At 50.3% G+C, this 17,711-nt stretch carries 14 protein-coding genes and 1 tRNA gene; 6 read left to right on the plus strand and 9 right to left on the minus strand.

What is annotated here, in order from left to right:
* Positions 1–874 (plus strand): prephenate/arogenate dehydrogenase (locus AC2JC8_RS06280; protein ID WP_484594373.1); only part of this gene is annotated, 874 nt, incomplete at its 5' end.
* Positions 875–887: 13 nt separating this feature from the next.
* Here AC2JC8_RS06280 and crtD read toward each other — a convergent pair.
* On the minus strand, positions 888–2,378 hold the full coding sequence (gene crtD / locus AC2JC8_RS06285) for a C-3',4' desaturase CrtD (RefSeq protein WP_484594374.1): 1,491 nt from the start codon (positions 2,376–2,378) through the stop codon (positions 888–890).
* The gene (locus AC2JC8_RS06290; RefSeq protein ID WP_255131187.1) at positions 2,375–2,776 is read right to left on the minus strand and encodes a CAAD domain-containing protein; all 402 of its coding nucleotides are present in this window, start codon (positions 2,774–2,776) and stop codon (positions 2,375–2,377) included. The genes crtD and AC2JC8_RS06290 overlap by 4 nt, the downstream gene beginning before the upstream one ends.
* Positions 2,777–2,940: 164 nt before the next feature.
* Between AC2JC8_RS06290 and moeB the strand changes: the two genes are divergently transcribed.
* Genes moeB through AC2JC8_RS06305 form a run of 3 tightly spaced genes read left to right on the plus strand, consistent with a single transcriptional unit; the run spans position 2,941 to position 7,204 of the window.
* Positions 2,941–4,113, plus strand: coding sequence for a molybdopterin-synthase adenylyltransferase MoeB (moeB, locus tag AC2JC8_RS06295; protein ID WP_484399951.1), 1,173 nt, complete (start codon positions 2,941–2,943; stop codon positions 4,111–4,113).
* A gap of 29 nt (positions 4,114–4,142) precedes the next feature.
* Complete coding sequence (locus AC2JC8_RS06300) at positions 4,143–6,299, plus strand: ATP-binding cassette domain-containing protein (RefSeq protein WP_484594375.1); 2,157 nt, start codon at positions 4,143–4,145, stop codon at positions 6,297–6,299.
* 2 nt (positions 6,300–6,301) lie between these two features.
* The gene (locus AC2JC8_RS06305; RefSeq protein ID WP_484399955.1) at positions 6,302–7,204 is read left to right on the plus strand and encodes an alpha/beta hydrolase; all 903 of its coding nucleotides are present in this window, start codon (positions 6,302–6,304) and stop codon (positions 7,202–7,204) included.
* Positions 7,205–7,218: 14 nt separating this feature from the next.
* Here AC2JC8_RS06305 and AC2JC8_RS06310 read toward each other — a convergent pair whose 3' ends face one another.
* The gene (locus tag AC2JC8_RS06310) at positions 7,219–8,361 is read right to left on the minus strand and encodes a cob(I)yrinic acid a,c-diamide adenosyltransferase (protein WP_295456493.1); all 1,143 of its coding nucleotides are present in this window, start codon (positions 8,359–8,361) and stop codon (positions 7,219–7,221) included.
* Positions 8,362–8,417: 56 nt separating this feature from the next.
* Between AC2JC8_RS06310 and larE the strand changes: the two genes are divergently transcribed.
* Complete coding sequence (larE, locus tag AC2JC8_RS06315; RefSeq protein ID WP_255133453.1) at positions 8,418–9,260, plus strand: ATP-dependent sacrificial sulfur transferase LarE; 843 nt, start codon at positions 8,418–8,420, stop codon at positions 9,258–9,260.
* A 10-nt stretch (positions 9,261–9,270) separates the two neighbouring features.
* On the opposite strand, the gene speD is transcribed toward larE, so the two are convergent.
* Together speD and recF are read right to left on the minus strand one after the other, a co-directional pair.
* Positions 9,271–9,735, minus strand: coding sequence for an adenosylmethionine decarboxylase (speD, locus tag AC2JC8_RS06320; RefSeq protein WP_484594376.1), 465 nt, complete (start codon positions 9,733–9,735; stop codon positions 9,271–9,273).
* A gap of 199 nt (positions 9,736–9,934) precedes the next feature.
* Positions 9,935–11,059 (minus strand): DNA replication/repair protein RecF, encoded by a 1,125-nt coding sequence (gene recF / locus AC2JC8_RS06325; RefSeq protein ID WP_484594379.1) that lies wholly within the window; start codon positions 11,057–11,059, stop codon positions 9,935–9,937.
* A 38-nt stretch (positions 11,060–11,097) separates the two neighbouring features.
* On the opposite strand from recF, the gene AC2JC8_RS06330 reads away from it, so the two are divergent.
* Positions 11,098–11,171: transfer RNA gene (locus tag AC2JC8_RS06330), tRNA-Arg, on the plus strand.
* Between the two features lie 504 nt (positions 11,172–11,675).
* Here the strand turns inward: AC2JC8_RS06330 and ppc are convergent.
* The 4 genes from ppc to psaD all read right to left on the minus strand — a co-directional run.
* Positions 11,676–14,612, minus strand: coding sequence for a phosphoenolpyruvate carboxylase (ppc, locus tag AC2JC8_RS06335; protein WP_484420044.1), 2,937 nt, complete (start codon positions 14,610–14,612; stop codon positions 11,676–11,678).
* 32 nt (positions 14,613–14,644) lie between these two features.
* Complete coding sequence (gshA, locus tag AC2JC8_RS06340) at positions 14,645–15,823, minus strand: glutamate--cysteine ligase (protein WP_484594377.1); 1,179 nt, start codon at positions 15,821–15,823, stop codon at positions 14,645–14,647.
* Positions 15,820–17,307, minus strand: coding sequence for an anthranilate synthase component I family protein (locus AC2JC8_RS06345; RefSeq protein WP_484399959.1), 1,488 nt, complete (start codon positions 17,305–17,307; stop codon positions 15,820–15,822). Before AC2JC8_RS06345 ends, gshA begins: the two co-directional genes overlap by 4 nt.
* Positions 17,308–17,378: 71 nt before the next feature.
* Positions 17,379–17,711, minus strand: a 333-nt coding sequence (psaD, locus tag AC2JC8_RS06350) for a photosystem I reaction center subunit II (protein WP_484594378.1), incomplete at its 5' end; no start/stop codon positions are given.

A 17,711-nucleotide genomic window follows, 5' to 3' on the forward strand; every position in this document is an offset into this window, starting at 1 on the left:
AGCAACAAACCAAGCAGAAATGGTGCAGCAACTGCAAACCCTGCTGAACGGTGCCCCGATCGGTGTAGTGGGTTTGGGCTTGATGGGAGGTTCTTTAGCGCTTGATCTGCGTCGCCTCGGGTTTGTGGTGCACGGGTGGGTGCATCGCCAAGCCACTGCCCAACGAGCCCTAGAGCGGGATCTAGTGGATGCCGTGGATCTTTCTGGGGTGTTGATGAAACCTTGCGCGCTTGTGGTGTTAGCTCTGCCCCTTGATCAGCTAATCGCCCCAAGCGAAATGCTGTTAAGCGCTTTACCCGCTGCGGCTGTAGTTACAGATATGGGTTCCGTTAAGGCCCCTGTTGAAGCAGCACTTGGCAGCCGCTTGCCCCGTTTTGTGCCCAGCCATCCGATGGCTGGCACCGCTGCTGCTGGGGTAGAAGCTGGGGTAGAGGGTCTTTTTAAGGGGCGGCCTTGGGTTATTACGGCAGCAAAGGGGCGGGATCCTGCTGCTTTGGCTTTGGTGGAAACCTTGGCCTTAGCTCTAGGGGCTATCCCAGTGCACTGCGATGCCAGCACACACGATCAGGCCGTGGCGTTTATTTCTCATCTGCCCGTATTGGTGGGGGCGGCTCTGTTGCAATCTTCGGCGCTAGGTGATCCTCTGGCGCAACAATTAGCTTCCACCGGCTTTGCAGACACCACAAGGGTGGGGGGCGGAAACCCACAGCTGGGGCGCTTGATGGCCCAAACCAACCGCTCCGCTCTGCTAACAGCTCTTGATTGCTATAAAAATGAACTCCAATCATTAACTGAGCTGGTTGAAAATCAGCAGTGGGAGCAGTTAGAGCAAAAGCTCAGCCAATGCCAAGAATTACGAGGGCAGTTTTTGTAAACAGGTTTCAGGTTCAGCTGGATGCAATTAATTGTTTAACCGCCATTTCAGCGGAAAGGCTTACTCCAGCAGTGCCTTCCCCCGGGTAGATGCCATCTCCGCAAAGCCAAAGCCCTTGCAAAGGTGTGCGGCTAGCTAAGCCAAAGGGGCCAAAGCGATTAGGCCTTTGCCCCAATCCCCCCACATAGCCATAGGGACGCCCCGTCCAGTGGGCAAACCCCCTTGGCGTTGATAATTCACGATGAAGCCAATCTTTTTGCTTAATTCCCAATAGTTTTTCAAGAGCTGCTTCTATGCCATTTTGGCTCGCTGTTTTTTTTGCTTCATAAGCATCAGGAGCTAATTCAAACCAGGCTTTTGCGGGGCTAAAAACGCTGGCGATCACTGTTGCCTGGCCCTCGGGAGCGCGTCCATCCCCTTCGCAACTAATAGATACAAAAATAGAACCAGGATCCTCCCAGTTGAGTTGTAAGTGGCTTGCGCAATCGCTTGGTAAACAACCGCGATCTACAGCGCCGTAAAGCACTAAAGCCCCTGATGGCTCTGCAAATTCCCCGAGCCGTTTGGCATAAGTAGGGGGCAATTGCTCCCCAAGCAGTTTTGGTAAAACTTGGGGTGGAAGGCTGCACACCAGCTGAGGGCTAGAGCATTCGAATTGCTTTCTCCCAGGTCCTTCTCCACTAACAAGCCAGCTGCCGTTTTGATATCTAAAGCGCTCAACGCGATGTCTTAGCCGCAGTTCTGCTTTGTGTTTGGCAAGGGCCCCTTCTAGGGCGTCACTAAGGGCTTGCATAGAACCCTGGAGATGCCACAAACCCAGAGGTTCTTGCGCCATGTTGAGCACGGTGGCGCCGTAGAGGGCAGCAGTGCGTTCCGCCGGTTCTTGCGAATAAAGACGAAGTTGGAGATCAAGGAATTGCCACAGCCTTTGTTGTTTTGCGTTGTAAGCGCAACCGCATAGTCGTAATAAATCTGCAACGCTGTTACCGATGAAAAGGCCGCTAGCCAAGTTGCCGGGGCCTAGGGCTTTTAGCAATTGCCCCAGATCCCAGCTATTGCGAGGCGGCAATATCGGTTGACGAGAAGCAAAAGCCCAATTGCTGCGGTGGATAGCGGCACAAAGCTGCCAAAAAGCTTCACTGCCAGGGAATTGCCGTTTTCTTTCTTCGCGCCAACGTTCAGCACTGCGCCAAAGCTTGATGGGTTCATGGCCATCATTGAGATCAACAACACAGCCAGGATCCAGTGGGGTGGCTTGGGGCAGCTCAATTGCTAGCTCAGAAAAAATTCGTTGATGGCTGCCTCCGAGTTCAAGGCCTGCCACCTGGGTAGCCCCCACATCAAAGGTGTATGAACCGCGCTTAAAAGTACCGGCGCAGCCACCGCTCTGATGGTGGGCTTCCAGAAGCAGAACTTTTTTGCCAGCTTTAGCCGCAAGAGCAGCAGCGGTGAGGCCGGCGATACCAGCCCCCACCACCACCACATCCCATGGCGATGAATTCAACCCAGATATTCCTGACGCAGTTTTGTGATTCGTTGCACCAGCTCTTCCCTCTTGGTGCTTGTGCGAAGGTTGCCCCAACTCCAATTACCTACCACCACTAAACCAAGCAGTTCTAATAAACCTGGAACCACTGGCAGCAGATTAATTGTGTCGAGTACCCCTTTTATTAATACCTGGGCCACTATTACTGCAACCAGGATCCCAACGGATTTGCCGATACGACCCATCTGGGTCCAATTCACACCATCAAGAGCATTGTTCACTTTTCCAAGAACTTCGCTGTAACGCTCTTTGAAATCAGCAGCAGCCCCGCTGATATCGCCAAGTGGATTTGTGTTTTCAGCGTTGCTGCTGTCCACCGGTTGAGCGTCGATGTTTACTTCGCTTGGTTCCGTCATGGACTTTGAGTTAGTTACTGCGATCAAGGTATCGAGAACTTTGTAGTTTCACCAGGCTTATTTCAAAACCGATGGGCATTGGCTGATCGTTTGAAGCTTGGGGTGGCCAAGTATTTGGGAGAATAAAAAAAGCTCAGGTGCCGCGTGCACCAATTAATGCAGCCATGCTCCCCCTAAACACCAGCGATATCAGTTTGTGTCCTGATGAAATTGCCAGGTTTTCCAGGCATCTGATTTTGCCCGAAGTGGGCATGGAAGGGCAAAAGAGGTTGAAGGCGGCAGCTGTGCTGTGTGTTGGAACGGGTGGGTTGGGCTCGCCGCTGCTGCTCTACCTGGCGGCGGCTGGTGTGGGTCGTTTGGGAATTGTCGATTTTGACGTGGTGGATTACAGCAACCTGCAACGGCAGGTGATCCACGGCACTAGTTGGGTTGGCAAACCAAAAATTGAATCTGCAAAACATCGCATTCATGAGATTAATCCCCATTGCCAAGTAGATCTTTACGAAACAGCATTAACAAGTGAAAATGCTCTGGAGATAATGGCTCCCTACGATATTATTTGCGATGGCACTGATAATTTCCCTACTCGTTATTTAGTAAATGATGCATGCGTTTTATTGGGAAAGCCTAATGTTTACGGTTCGATATTCCGTTTTGAAGGGCAGGCAACAGTATTTAATTTAGACTCTGAAAGCCCTAACTATCGCGATCTATTCCCAGAGCCACCGCCCCCAGGATTGGTGCCCTCTTGCGCAGAAGGGGGAGTGGTGGGTGTATTGCCAGGAGTTATTGGAATTATCCAGGCAACTGAAACTATAAAAATAATAACTGGAATCGGCACAACATTAAGCGGCAGGTTGTTGTTATTTGATGCGCTTGCAATGAAATTTAGAGAGCTTAAGCTGCGCCCTTCCAAAGAGCGCCCGGTAATTGATAAGTTAATAGATTATCAAGAATTTTGCGGTGTGGGAGGCAGTGCCCCTGGCCAGGAGGAGGCGGGGTCTGTTGCAAGCATTAGTGTTGGTGATTTGAAAGCACTATTAGATAGTGATGCAAAGGATTTGATATTGCTCGATGTGCGTAATCCACCAGAAGCTGCAATCGCTGTTATATCTGGGGCAATTTTGGTGCCGTTGGATTCAATTGAAGATGGCAGTGCCATCGAGCGTGTGAAAGAGCTGAGCATGGGTAAACGTCTTTATGTGCATTGCAAACTGGGGGGGCGGAGCGCCAAGGCCTTGATTGCATTGCGGCGCCATGGCATTGAAGGTATCAATATTGAAGGTGGTATAGAAGCCTGGAGTAAAGAGATCGATCAAAGCGTTCAGCGTTATTAAGCTTTAACCCTGATTGGTTTTTGTTATTTATGGCTGCCTTAACGCTGCCGCTGCGCCTTTGGCCTTATTTCGGTAGATATCGGGCTCAGGCCGTGTTAGCAATTTTGGCGGTATTGCCGGATCCCCTCTTAATGGTGGGCATTCCGGTTTTATTGCAGTTGGTTATCGATCGCGCTATCACCCCTGGGGAACCGGCCCGCGCTATTCCTCTTTTGGTATTGCCCTGCATTTGGTTGCTGATAGCGGTGGCATGTAATGGCTTGCAAGTAAAACTATTCGCAGCAATTGGCGGTGAACTTGGCAATGATTTTCGTGAGCGTTTGTTCACGCAACTGCTTCAGGAGAAACAACCAACTGGGGTTGGATTTGAAGGGGAGCAACAAGCTTTATTAGCCCAGCAGATACCCACCATTGAGAATGTGGTGGTGGTTCAGTTGCCGCTTTTTATTTGGACACTGGCTCAGCTCGTGCTCAGTGTGTTGCTGCTGTTTCATATCAATTGGCGTTTGGCATTAGTTGCGGTGGTTCTCACGCCGTTGTTGTTTTTAAGCCAGGTTGCTTTCACCCCAGCCTTAGCTCGTAGTGAAGAGGGCCGGGTTGCAAAGGCTGCAATTTTGTTGGCATTTGCCATGGAGCGCTTGCGCAGCCGCGAGTTAGTGGATCTGTTTGGTCTTGGCAGCGCTACGCGGGCAGATTTTGCTACGCGTAACCACGATTTAAAACGCAAGGGGCTTCAGGTGGGCACTGTGAATGGCTTGCAAAATGCAGCCCTCACCGCATCTGCGCTTCTCACCTTGGTGAGTGTGTTCGCATTAGGAACCTGGTTGGTGCTGCAAAAACAATTAAGTGTGGGGCAATTGGTGGCAGCGCTTGGCATCGCAACAGCTTTAGTTAGCGGCATGTGGCAACTGGGCCCCTTATTACTGCCGCTGCAGGCGGCCAGCACCGCCTTGGATCTATTGGAGCGAAAATTACCGCAACAGCGTTTTGTCAAAACAAAGGCTGCAAGTTTGCCGGCACCGCCTCCGCTCAAGCAGGGCCTAGAGCTGAAACAGGTGAGCTACCGCTATGGAGAAGGCGGCGGCCTTGAAGATCTTTGTTTGCAAATTCCAGCAGGCAGCTCATTGGCGTTGGTGGGCCCCAGTGGCGGCGGTAAAAGCACAGTTTTAAAGCTGCTGTTGCGTCAACTGGAACCCCAAGGGGGAGAACTGCTGGCTGATGGCTTGCCGTTAGCCAGCTTCAATCGAGACCAATGGTTAAACCAGGTGGCATTAGTGCCGCAGGAGCCAGTGTTGTTTGATTTGAGCATTGCTGAAAATATTCGCCTTGGCCGTCTTGATGCCAGTAGCGCTGAGGTGAGAGCAGCTGCCGAGGCGGCTGAATTAGGCAGCTTTTTGGAAGGGTTACCTCACGGTTTAAAAACTCCGGTGGGGTTTGGAGGCGGCTGTTTATCCGGTGGCCAACGCCAACGCATTGCTATTGCTCGAGCAATCCTGCGGGATCCCCGTTTATTGCTCTTAGATGAAGCCACTAGTGCTTTGGATCCAGCCACTGAAGCTGCAATAAATGGAACGCTTGCCCGTTTGGGAGAAGGGCGAACTGTGATTGCCGTTTTGCATCGCCTGCGAGCGGCGGCTTCCATGGACCAGGTGGCTGTTATTGCGGCAGGAAAAGTAGTGGAACAGGGTCACCACAACGCATTGCTTGCAGCGGGGGGGCTTTATGCCTCCTATTGGCATCGCCAAATGAGTGGATTTGATTTGCGAGCTGGGCAACGGGTGCGAATTACTGCAGCCCGATTGGCATCGATTCCTTTATTTGATGGGGTGGAGTCCTCATTGTTGGATTGGTTGGCCTCTGAATTTGTTAGTGATCGGGTGCGACCAGGGGAAGAGGTGTTCAGAGAAGGCGACGCACCAGATAGTTTTTATGTTGTGGTGGCTGGCACCTTGGAGATGCTGCAGGCGGATCTTTGGGGCGGAATTCCTGTAAAGCAGGGGGTGTTGGAGGAGGGGGATTTCTTTGGTGATGCCGGGCTGCTTGAAGATCAACCCCGAACCGTAACTGTGAGGGCAAGGGGCGATGGTTTGCTGTTGCGTTTAGATCGTGATCGGTTTTTAGATTTACTTGAAAAAGATCCAGACTATCGACGCTTTTTTCTCCACTCCGCCCGTGCCAATGTTTAATAATGAGTTTTAATCTTTCCCATCTGCTTCCTGCAATTTGTTTTGGGCTTTGTTCAGCTGCGGCGCTAGCCCAGCAGGATGTGCGCAGTATAAGAGACGTTAATTATGTGGAAGTTGCCAATCCCTCCAATACTAAAGAGGCTGATCGCAGGCAACTCGATTTGTATATTCCAGTAAAATCTAAATGTTTTCCTACTTTGTTGTCTGTGCATGGAGGGGGCTTAAGGAAAGGTGATAAAAGTGAAGATGAAAAAAAAAGTAAATTATTTGCATCTTCTGGGATTGCTGTGGCTGCAATTAACTATCGCCTTTCGCCGGAGGTTTCTCATCCAGCCCATGTGGAAGACGTAGCAGCTGCATTTGCTTGGACAAAAAAGAATATATCTAACTATGGTGGAGATCCCAGCTCAGTTTATGTTATCGGCCACTCAGCTGGCGCTTATCTTATTACTCTTCTATCACTTAATGGCGATTATTTAGCGAAGCATGATCTTAAATTGAATGCAATAAGTGGAGCTATTCCTGTGAGTGCTTTTCACGACATTGATTTAGTTGCTCCAAGTAGGCCTAAAGATGTTTGGGGCGAGGATCCGAGGCTTTGGTTAAATGCTTCTACCACTCCTCAATTTTGGGGCAGAACCTCCTTCCCAAGTATGCCCTGGTTGGCAATTATTGCCGATGGCGATGAAAAGTGGAGGCGAGATCAAAATTATCAGTTTTTAGCAAATCTCAAGGAAGTAGGCTTTAATAATATGAGTTTGTTGGATATCAAAAACCGGGATCATAATTCGATATGGGATAATATATCTAATGGCGACGAGGTTTCAAGCCGTGTGATTAATTTCGTTTCCAAACATTTATCAAGGATAAGGAGTCGTGGCTGCCAATTGAAAAGCAACAGCTAATTGCTTGTTTAGTATTAATAATCTACCCCACGCTTTAAATCTATTCCCCTTTCGGCATAATGTTTGTGGCATACCATTTCCGAATGAACACTGGCTAGGTCGAAATAGGCGGGTGGGTGTTTGCAGCGGCCGGTAATTATTACCTCAGTGTCGCGAGGTTTGCGCAACAGGGTTTGCATTATCGGCTCCACGGGCAGTAATTCGAGATCCACTGTGGGATTTAATTCATCAAGAATCACTGTTTTATATAAGCCGCTGGCGATCGCCGCGCGAGCGATTTCCCAGGCTCTTTCTGCTTCCACGTAGTCAATCGGTTGCTGTTGACCGCGCCAAACAATCGCATCTCTACCAGACCTTAAATGATCAACTAAATGGGGATAACTTTCTCTTAGTGCTGCAATTGCGCTGTCTTCTGTGTAACCGGTGCCACCTTTTAGCCATTGTAAAATTAATACCCGATGGCTTTTATCTTGGCTGATGCCTTTACCGATGGCCTGCAATGCTTTGCCGAGGGCGCTGGTGGATTTTCCCTTGCCTTCGCCGGTATATATCTCAATGCCTTCAACCCCTAAATCAGCAGCAGATGGATGTTGATGGGCGCGCATTTCGGAATGAAGATCGGCCAAATTCACTAACGATCTTGGTGCACCCCTACCGGTGGCAATTACCTCAAGGCCAGCTGGTTTTGCCGCCAGGGTTCTAACTACCTCCTGTTCGTCCAGCAAACCAAGATCCAAAACTGGATTTAATTCATCGAGCACCACCACTGAATAAAGAGCGCTCGCTAAGGCACCACGAGCAATATCCCAACCGCGTTGGGCTTCTTGGCGATCAAATCGTGTTACTTCATCAGCGTTGAAATAGTCGGCACGGCCAGTGCGCACCTGATCAATTAAGTGGGGGAAGCCCTGTTGCAACGCTTCGATGGCTGCATCTTCTGCGTAGGCCCTGCCAGGTCCTTTAAGGAAGCGGATTAATAAAACGCGCGTGCGTTTCTTTTCACAGATGCCAAGGCCGATAGTGCGTAGTACAACTCCAAGGGCCGCCTGGCTTTTCCCTTTCCCATCCCCGTCGTAAACATGCAGCTGGCCATGGTTGCGTTCATCGCTGCCAGCGGCAGTGCGTATGCCAATCCCACCACCACTTGAGCTTGTCATGGGCGGATTGTAACGAGGCTGGATAGCCTGAACTGGCTACGGGGCAAATCCCTGTGATCATCCAAACTTCAAATCATCCACTGGTAGAAAGCTTGCCGGCACCACGGCAGCAGCAACTATCTGCTTTACGCAATTGGTTGCTGCAACAATCTGCTGTGGTGGTGGCTTATTCAGGCGGAGTAGACAGCACTTTAGTAGCGGCTCTTGCGGCCGAACAATTGGCTGATCGCGCCGAAGCTGTAACCGGAGTTTCGCCTGCTTTAGCGCCAAGTTTGCTGCAGGAAGCCCGTTGGCAGGCCCAATGGCTAGGGATGCGGCACCGCGAAATTCTTACTCAAGAACTTAATGATATAAATTACAGTTCAAATCCAGAAAACCGTTGTTATTTTTGTAAAAAGGAATTACATGGCTTATTAACTAAAATATCCGGCACTTTCTTGGTGCTTGATGGAGTAAATCAAGATGATCAAGCAGATCATCGCCCAGGCCTACAGGCAGCTGCTGAACATGGAGTGGCATCCCCTTTGCTGCAATTCGGTATTGATAAGCAAGGGGTAAGAGAAATTTCAAGGGCCCTCGGTTTCCCTTGGTGGGATAAGCCAGCCCAGCCATGTCTTGCTTCTAGGTTTCCCTATGGCGAACCGGTAAGCGCCAACCGGTTGCAAAGAGTGGCCAAAGCGGAAGACATATTAAGAGGTTTTGGCTTTAGCCAACTAAGGGTGCGCTGTCAGGGGGATACAGCTCGCATTGAACTATTGCCTGCAGACTTGGTTCAACTTTTAAAACCAAAAGAACGCCAAGAGTTGGTAAGTCAATTCTTGGCGCTTGGTTTCACTGCAGTAAGTGTTGATCTTGAGGGTTTGGTGAGCGGAAAGCTCAACCGTTCCCTGTTGCAGTAGGTGCGAGCGTTTATGACGGAAGTGGCTCCCGTTGCGTGTCTGCAATTGCAGATGGGGTGCGCCGTCTCAAACTTCGCAAGTTTTGACGCGTAGAACCCAACTCTTCGCTGAGCACGGCACAGGCCCTTTCAGGCATGGTGTGATCGCCACAAGTGAATACATCCACTGCGGCGTAGCCGGATTCTGGCCAGGTGTGAATTGAGATATGGGATTCAGCTAAAAGTGCTAATCCCGTTACCCCTTGGGGTTCGAACCGGTGGGTGATCAAGTTCAGGAGTGTGGCGCCAGCCCGCTTCGCTGCTGAGGTGATGGCGTTCCTGAGAAATGCTTCGTCGTCGAGCCGGCTGGAATCACAGTCGTACAGCTCGAGAATGCAATGTTTACCCACCATGTCCGTTGGGACATTTTCATGTTGGGGAACAGGGGTTGCGGGGCGTCCTGGATCTGGGTGCAAACAGGATGAGGCTTGGGCCATCGAATCGGGCAAAAGAGCTTCTAATCTTAGCGCTCACCAGTGGCTTAAACGGTTTTTAAAATGGAAATAAATCGGCAAACACGCGGATTAACTGTTGGCGAGTTGCTGCTTGTGTTGTTTGTGGTGGCAGTGGCGGTGGGAGCTGGAGCTCTATTTCTTGTAAAGCCTTCTGGTTTAAACAAAGCCCCGCTTCCAGCTCCTAACAGTGTTCAGCCAAAAGTGATCCCCCCTGCACCGTGATCAGTTGGGCTTTGTTACGCCATTCCTCCACGCAGCTATGGAGGTGGGTGGCGCTTACAAGGCATTGATGCCCCTCGCCAATTGCTTCCAACAGCAGTTGTTGGCGGTTTGGATCAAGCTCCGCCAGTACATCATCTAGCAGCAGAATTGGGGCGCTGCCACTGAACTGCTTCACCAATTCCAACTCTGCCAATTTCAATGCCAGCACTAAACAGCGTTGTTGGCCGGCTGAACCCAAGCGCCTCGCTGGTTCACCCCCAAGTAAAAGAGCCACATCGTCTCTTTGGGGACCCACCGTGCAAAAACCCAAGCGAAATTCCTGATCTCGTTGCATCTGCAGCTGGGCCAGCAGGCTGGCTTGCCAAACACTTTCCTGTTCGGGCTCCACTAATTCACTGCCAGGAAGGTATCGAAGTTGCAGTTTCTCCCTACCACCGCTGAGTTTTGCTTGCCACGGTGCCGCCAGTGGCTCTAGGCGTCGCAGCATGCGAAAGCGACGGCGATGCAGCCTTACACCAACAGCAGCTAATTGCTGATCGAATACATCCAGCATTTCCGCTTGCCCCCCAAGCGGCCCTCCAAGCTGCCGCCGTAAAAGCTGACTGCGTTGTTTCAGTAGGCGGCCATAACGGCTCAGCAGTTCGCCATAAACCGGCTCCAGTTGTAAAACCACACGATCCAGCCAGCTGCGCCGCAGGGCTGGTTCCCCCCTCACCAATTCCAAATCAAGGGCGCTGAATCCAACGCAACGTAAAGGGCCCAGCAAATCGAGCTGCCGCTCTAACAACTTGCCATTGCGTTGCGCCCTGCGACCCCCCTCCCGCCGCAGTTCCAATACCAGTTCATCTGCTCCATCAAAACCAGCCTGAGCTCTTAAAAAGCCAGATTTCGCACCCCTTTGAATTAAATCGCGATCATTGCTGCAGCGATGGGAACGCAGGCTGCCAAGAATTTCCACTGCCTCCAGCAGATTGGATTTACCTTCACCGTTTTGGCCAAGTACCAAAAGACGCGGTGAATCAAGCACCAATTTCAGGTTGCTGTAGTTGCGAAAGCTGCTGAGCTCCAGGCGGTGGAGAAGAATGGGGCCCAGGCGGTTTGACAGCTAGGCTAGTTAAGTGGGGGCATGTAGCTCAGTTGGATAGAGCGTCAGATTCCGGTTCTGAATGTCGGGGGTTCGAGTCCCTCCATGCTCGTTTTTCCCCTAGCCAGTTCAGGTTTCAGCTCTAATCCCATGGCACGAATGCCGTTTGGATCTGAGCTAAATCCATAGGTTTCAAGAATTGGGATCAATTCCGGCCCTGCAGCCAAAGAGATACTGCAGCCAGGCCATTGCTTGCGCATTCTGTTGAGGGAGCTGTAAACCAACACCTCCATGATTTTCTGTTTTTCTATTTCTTCAGGTAGAACCACGAGATCCCAAAGATTTGCATTTAAAGCTTCATCGCTTGTAACCCGTAGGAATCCCACTAGCTGATCTTTTTTTTCTACCCTCAGCGACCAGGCACTGTGCTCAAGGGCTAATGCAACCTTTTCGTTGCTGCGGATAGGAGCGCCGCATTTTTGCAGCAATTTATTTACCTCTTCAGCACCTGTTGGCAATGGTTGCCAATAAATCTGATAACCCTCAGGTAATTGGGGCGCGGCAGTGCTGCTACGGAAATAAGGCATCATTTAATTATGGGCGCTTAAAACTTTGTTCAACCGGTGTTGCGCAAGCCAGCAGCAATGCCATTAATCGTGAGCAAGGCACCACGTAACAGTTCGCTGCGGCTGTAGGTTTTTGTATCGTTTGCTTCTGTTTCATTCCTTGGCGGTTGTCTATGTTGATTGCGCAAACGCCTTAAAAGTGCAACTTGCAAAAAGCCCAAGGGCACGATTGTGCGGTTGCGTAGTTCCACTGATTGTTGTAAAGCGGGATCACCATCCAGCAGCCTTTTATGGCCAGAAATTTGTAATACTAAATCTTTAGTTAGTTGATATTCGCTTGAGATCTGCTCAAAAATTGCTTCAAATGCTGTGCGGCTTTCCGGGCTACCTAAAGCTTGTACGTAGTGATGCGCTAGATCTAAATCAACCTTGGCGAGTGTCATCTCCACCTTGGAAATTAACATCCTAAAGAAGGGCCATCGTTGATATAAAACCCGCAATAGTTCCAATTGTTTGGGATCGATATCAAGTTCATCGCGTATGGCGGCGCCCACTCCAAACCAGCTGGGTAACAAGAAGCGGCTTTGGGTCCAGCCGAATACCCAGGGGATAGCCCGTAAAGCGGAAAGATCACGGCCGCCACGCTGCCGCCTGGCAGGACGAGAACTGATTTGCAATTTACTGATTTCTTCAATTGGTGTTACCTGTTCAAAGAAATCAACAAGATCGGGGTTGTCGTGCACTAAGGCCCTGTAGTGGCGCCTGGAGCACACCGCAAGGCGTTCCATTAGTTGATTCCAATTTTCTGTTTCATCAAGCTCTGTGCCAAGCAAACTATTCTGTAAAACAGCGGTAGTAACAGTTTCAAGATTATATAAAGCGAGCTCAGGTAATGCATATTTAGATGCCAGTACTTCCCCTTGTTCAGTTATTTTTATACGTCCGCTTAAAGTGCCACTGGGTTGGGCTAAAATCGCTTGATATGCGGGTCCGCCGCCACGGCTCACCGAACCGCCACGACCATGAAAAATTCTTAGGCCTAACTTATGGCTACTGCATAAACTTTGTAAAGACATCTGGGCGCGATGGATTTCCCAATTGCAGGACAAAAAGCCTGAATCTTTATTGCTGTCGGAATAGCCAAGCATCACCTCCTGAAGCGGAATCTCTTCGCGTTGCAATAATTTCTGGTAGAAAGACGTTTCAAATAATGCTGCCATCACGGCAGGAGCGCAGCGTAAATCTTCTACCGTTTCAAATAATGGCACCACTTGTAAACGGGTACTGCCTTCAACCGGATCAACTAAGCCTGCCTCTTTAGCTAATACCAACACCTCCAGCAAATCAGACTGGCTATGGCACATTGAAATTACATAAGTGCGGCAGATGCGATTACCGAATTCCTGCTGTAAACGTTCCAACATGCGAAAAATCGCAAAGGTTTCGGCGGTGGCGGCACTCCAATGGGGCCCGGTGGGAATCAGGGGCCTGCGGGTTTGAAGTTCCTGTAGTAGCCACTGCACACGTTGCGCCTCATCCATCGCGTCATAGGTGATGGGCAGCTGTAGGTAATGGCTTAGTTCTGTTAAAGCTTCACTATGACGGCTGCTTTCTTGGCGAATATCTAGGGAAGCAAGGGTAAAGCCAAAAATTTGCACCTGGCTTAATAAGCGTTGCAGCGGTTCGCAGCTGAGTTGGGTGGCCTGCAAGCTGGTGCGGATTAATTCAAGATCGCTGCGAAAATCTAAATAGGAGCGGTAATGCAATTCAGGGGGCCCGCCTAAGTTGCCGATGCTTGGCGCTGGATCATTGGCATCATTAGGGGCTTCCCATCCGGCGGTTGCCAGCATTCCATTACGTTGCTGGGTAAGTTGTAATCGCTCAAGGATGTAGCAAAGTTTTAACCGATAGGGTTCGAGCCGGTAACGGGCGGCAAGGCGTTCGTAGATCACTGGAAAACGCAATCGATCCATTTCCAGTGATTCCAATAAGGCACCACTTACCTGGCTCCATTGCATTGAAATACTTAATTGATCTTTTAGTTGCGCTACCGCTGATATATATCTCTCCAACATCAAGCGTCGCTGGAAACAAGCGGTGCGCCAAGTTATATCTGGTGTTACAGAAGGGTTGCCATCGCGATCTGCACCCACCCAGGAACCAAAGGTACAAAAGCCATCCTCTGGTGGCGTTACATTTGGATAACTTAAAGCTAATGCTTTACGAATCCTCTCACTTAATATAGGCAGCGCTTGGAATAATACCTGCTGGAAATAGTGCAATGCATAATCCACCTCATCTAAAACAGATGGCTTGAATTGATGTAATTCATCAGTGCGCCACCACAATCTTATTTCTTCTTCCAGTTGCTGGCGTAAAACGTGACGATCTTCTATCGGGCCGAATCCACGGTCACAGCCTTCTAATTTCTGAATGAGATTAGCTACTCTGCGTTGTTTATGTCGAACTGTATGCCGCACGATTTCGGTGGGATGGGCGGTAAATACCAAGCGCACATCCAGGTCGCGCAGTAGCGTTTCTAGTAGCCCCGGCGGCACATTTAAACTTCGTAAGCGGCGAAACAAGCGTTGAAAAGTTGCTGGCTCATCGTGGCTAACTAGATGGGGTGTGAATGGATTCCCAAGGGGATCATCCTCTTCATCTCCATTCGCCATTGTGGCTAAATAGCGATCTTCCTCAATATGTTGCTCAAGGATATTTACTAATTGAAAATAAAGCGAAAATGCTCTTGCTGCAGCGATCGCTTCGGCAAGATCCATCTCTACGATTATGCAAATAATTTCTTTTGATGTTTCCTCTTCATCGCAAAGTTGCTTGAGCTTAAGTAACCGCTCCGCTTGGCTAGGGGGGCATTCACTATGTAATACGGTTCGCCAGAGATCTTCCACCAATTCAAGCCGCTCATTTAATTGCCTCAGGGTGCGGCGGCCCATCAAAATATTTGAGCTGGGCAGCGTCTGCCGCATCGGCGAAGCCTTAGGTGAATTGAGAGGTTCAATCATCCCAAATGGCCGCCGTTTATTACGGCTCCAGGCGATACATTTTTTGCTTTAATTGCTTCCCATTCCTGGATTTCTTCATTTTCCATAGCGGTTGCACCTGTGCTAATGAGGGAACTTATGCTTTCGCCATTTTTGTGCCTTGAAAGCCAATTCATGGCGGTATTACCGTTTTGCAAGATTCCATCAAGGGGAGCAAGCCAGGGCAATAAATCCCTTGCTCCAGGCCAAAGACGCATTTCCGCTATTTGGTTCTCAAGCCATGCCCGAGCGCTGAGCGGTTCTCCATCGCGCCAATGCAGTAAAACTGCCTCAAGGCTGGATCTGGCTGCTGCTTTGTCGTTGGCATCGGCAAGAAGCTGCAATTCCTTCAGATTAAGTTTGCTAGCTGTAAGGGGATCGTGTTGGCTTGGGTTTTCAAGTAGTTGATGCAGCCGTAGTTCGGCATAAGCAGTAATTGCTAATAACTGCTTTGGATCGGTTATCAAATCGCAAATACGCAGTTCAACCCGATTAAGACCGTGGGGCCGATCGGGGCCATTTGGCCGCACAGACGACCATAAATGCCTCACATTACGCATATTTCCGTTGCTTAATTGGCTCTCCATCCAGGCCACGTATTCGCTGTGGCCACTAAAAAGTGGCACCTGCACTGGGGTAATTGGGAATTGCAACCACCGTTGGGAATGGGCTCCAGTGGGTTTGCCATCCAGGAATGGTGAACTTGCGCTCAGGGCTAGCAATAAGGCTGCTTCACAGCGCAATAAACGGCAAGCCGCAAAAATTTGCTCTGGGTTTTCAAGGCCCAAGTTGATATGAACACTGGCAGTAACTACCCTGGTGCCGTAGGTGGTTTCGATGTAGTGGTGATATGGGTTGCTGGGATCAGAACGTTGAAATATTGCACTATCGCCAAGGCTCAGGGTGCTGCCAGGTAGCAGGGTGAGGCCTTTGGGTTGCAGCCAGCGGCGTAATTGTCGGCGCGGCTCCAGCAGTAGTTCCAACTGTTTGCTGTAGCTAGCTTCCGGTGCGGTGATGTATTCAAGGTTGCGGCAATCAGGTTCGGTTACAACCCCTGGAAGCGCAGCGGCAGCCTCCGCTGAACAGCCCACTACCGTGCCATCAGCTTTACCGGTGTAGAGCTCCACTTCAAAGCCTTTCAGCAAACTTTTGCTCATGAAAGGCAGGCCAATGCCTTCAGCAAACCGCGGGCTTTATTCAAGGTTTCCTCGTATTCAGAGCTCGGATCTGAATCAGCCACAATTCCAGCTCCTGCTTGCACCTGAACCCGCCAGCCCCCTTTGCCATTACTGCGAACCACCATGGTGCGGATTGTGATTGCTGTATTGAGGGCGCCGCTAAGGTCTATAGCCCCATAAACCCCTGAATAGGGGCCCCTAACCCCTGGTTCCAATTCGTTAATCAATTGCATTGCCCTAATTTTTGGCGCGCCGCTAACTGTGCCCGCCGGAAAGCTGGCTTGAAGTAGATCCCACACATCGGCATCAGGGCGCAATACCCCTTCTACTTGGGAAACGATATGCATCACGTGGGAATAACGCTCGATCACCATCAACTCCTGCACGGCAACGCTGCCGGGTTGGCAAACCCTACCCAGGTCGTTGCGACCTAAATCCACCAACATCACATGCTCTGCCCTTTCTTTGGGATCAGCTAATAATTCCTGTTCAAGGGCCAAGTCGTCGCTTTCGGTTGCACCGCGGCGGCGGGTGCCTGCAATCGGCCGCACCGTTGCTTTCACCGTGCCATCAGCTTGGGGATCGGCTTTTACCATCACTTCCGGGCTGGAGCCTATTAGATACCAACCGTTAAAAGCAAAAAAGCCCATATATGGAGAGGGATTAACCATGCGCAGGCTGCGATATAGCTCGAAGGGATCCCGCTGCACCTCCGCTTCAAGCCGTTGGCTCAGTACCAGTTGAAATACATCCCCGGCAAGGATGTGATCTTCGGCTTTGGCAACCGAGGCTTCAAAGGCTGCTTTTGTGGTGTTGCTGGTGATTGGTAACTGATCGGCGGATTGATCTCGCCATTGCAGTGGTGAGATTCCGGCAGGTAATGGTTGATTTAAGCGTTGCTCTAGTGCTTCAAGCCGTTCGCTGGCTTCTGCTTTCGCCTGGCTTGAATCAACTCCATCGCTGAGGTTTGCGTAACTAATCGCGGTGATTTGGCGGCGCACCTGATCAAACACCAGCAAGCTGTCACAAAACATCCAGCAGCCATCGGGGAGATCATCCGGGCCGCGGGGATGCACGGGAACGCTGGGTTCAATCCATTGGATTAATTCATAACTCCAAAACCCAAAGAGTTGGCCAACAGGAGGCAAGCCTGGGATCGGGGTTGAATGATAAGGAAGCAGCAACTCCCGCAGAAGTTCAAACGGATTGCCTTGCAGATTGATGCTGCTGCCATCGCGGTGATCGAGGCTGCTGTTGCCGCCGCGGCTGGTGAGCACCCAAAGGGGATCGCTAGCTACAAAACTCCATCGCCCCAGTTGCTCTCCCCCTTCAACAGATTCAAGTAGGAATCCGTAGGGGCGACTGTGCCCCACCTTGAGCCAAGTGCTAAGGGGGGTTTCTAGGTCTGCGGGCCAGCGCCGCCAAATTGGTTCGAAGCTGCTGCCTTGGTTTGAACAGACCATCTAGATGAATAATTTAATCAACTCAAAAGTTGATCGCTGAAAGCACTTCAGTTATTGGAATAGTTATTAAATTAATTGTCGAAAGTTTCGCGGCCGCTGAATTTTAAATTGGCAGGATTTGGATTTTGGCCAATACGGCGTGAGTTGTGACCAACCATCGCACGACCTTCTTTTACTTTTTCTGGGAACACACCATCTGCAGGATGCAGGAATTCAATGTCGCCACCAGGATAAATCCGGTAGATCTTGTAATCCTCAATCCTGGGCTTAAATTTGGTGCGCAGCTGAGTGCCTAGGGCGAGACATTGCTCCTTTCGGGAGAAATACATGATGTTTTCGCCTGAATTCATCATCGCTGCACCACCTGTTGGCAGTTCAAAGGCCTGGGACGAATTACTGCTCCA

Source organism: Synechococcus sp. (assembly GCF_982614295.1).

Coding starts and splice junctions, on each gene's coding strand:
- gshA (WP_484594377.1), bottom strand. CDS start 15,823: ATGAGCAAAAGTTTGCTGAAAGGCTTTGAAGTGGAGCTCTACACCGGT.
- speD (WP_484594376.1), bottom strand. CDS start 9,735: ATGGCCCAAGCCTCATCCTGTTTGCACCCAGATCCAGGACGCCCCGCA.
- ppc (WP_484420044.1), bottom strand. CDS start 14,612: ATGCGGCAGACGCTGCCCAGCTCAAATATTTTGATGGGCCGCCGCACC.
- moeB (WP_484399951.1), top strand. CDS start 2,941: ATGCTCCCCCTAAACACCAGCGATATCAGTTTGTGTCCTGATGAAATT.
- AC2JC8_RS06310 (WP_295456493.1), bottom strand. CDS start 8,361: ATGACAAGCTCAAGTGGTGGTGGGATTGGCATACGCACTGCCGCTGGC.
- AC2JC8_RS06290 (WP_255131187.1), bottom strand. CDS start 2,776: ATGACGGAACCAAGCGAAGTAAACATCGACGCTCAACCGGTGGACAGC.
- AC2JC8_RS06305 (WP_484399955.1), top strand. CDS start 6,302: ATGAGTTTTAATCTTTCCCATCTGCTTCCTGCAATTTGTTTTGGGCTT.
- AC2JC8_RS06345 (WP_484399959.1), bottom strand. CDS start 17,307: ATGGTCTGTTCAAACCAAGGCAGCAGCTTCGAACCAATTTGGCGGCGC.
- AC2JC8_RS06300 (WP_484594375.1), top strand. CDS start 4,143: ATGGCTGCCTTAACGCTGCCGCTGCGCCTTTGGCCTTATTTCGGTAGA.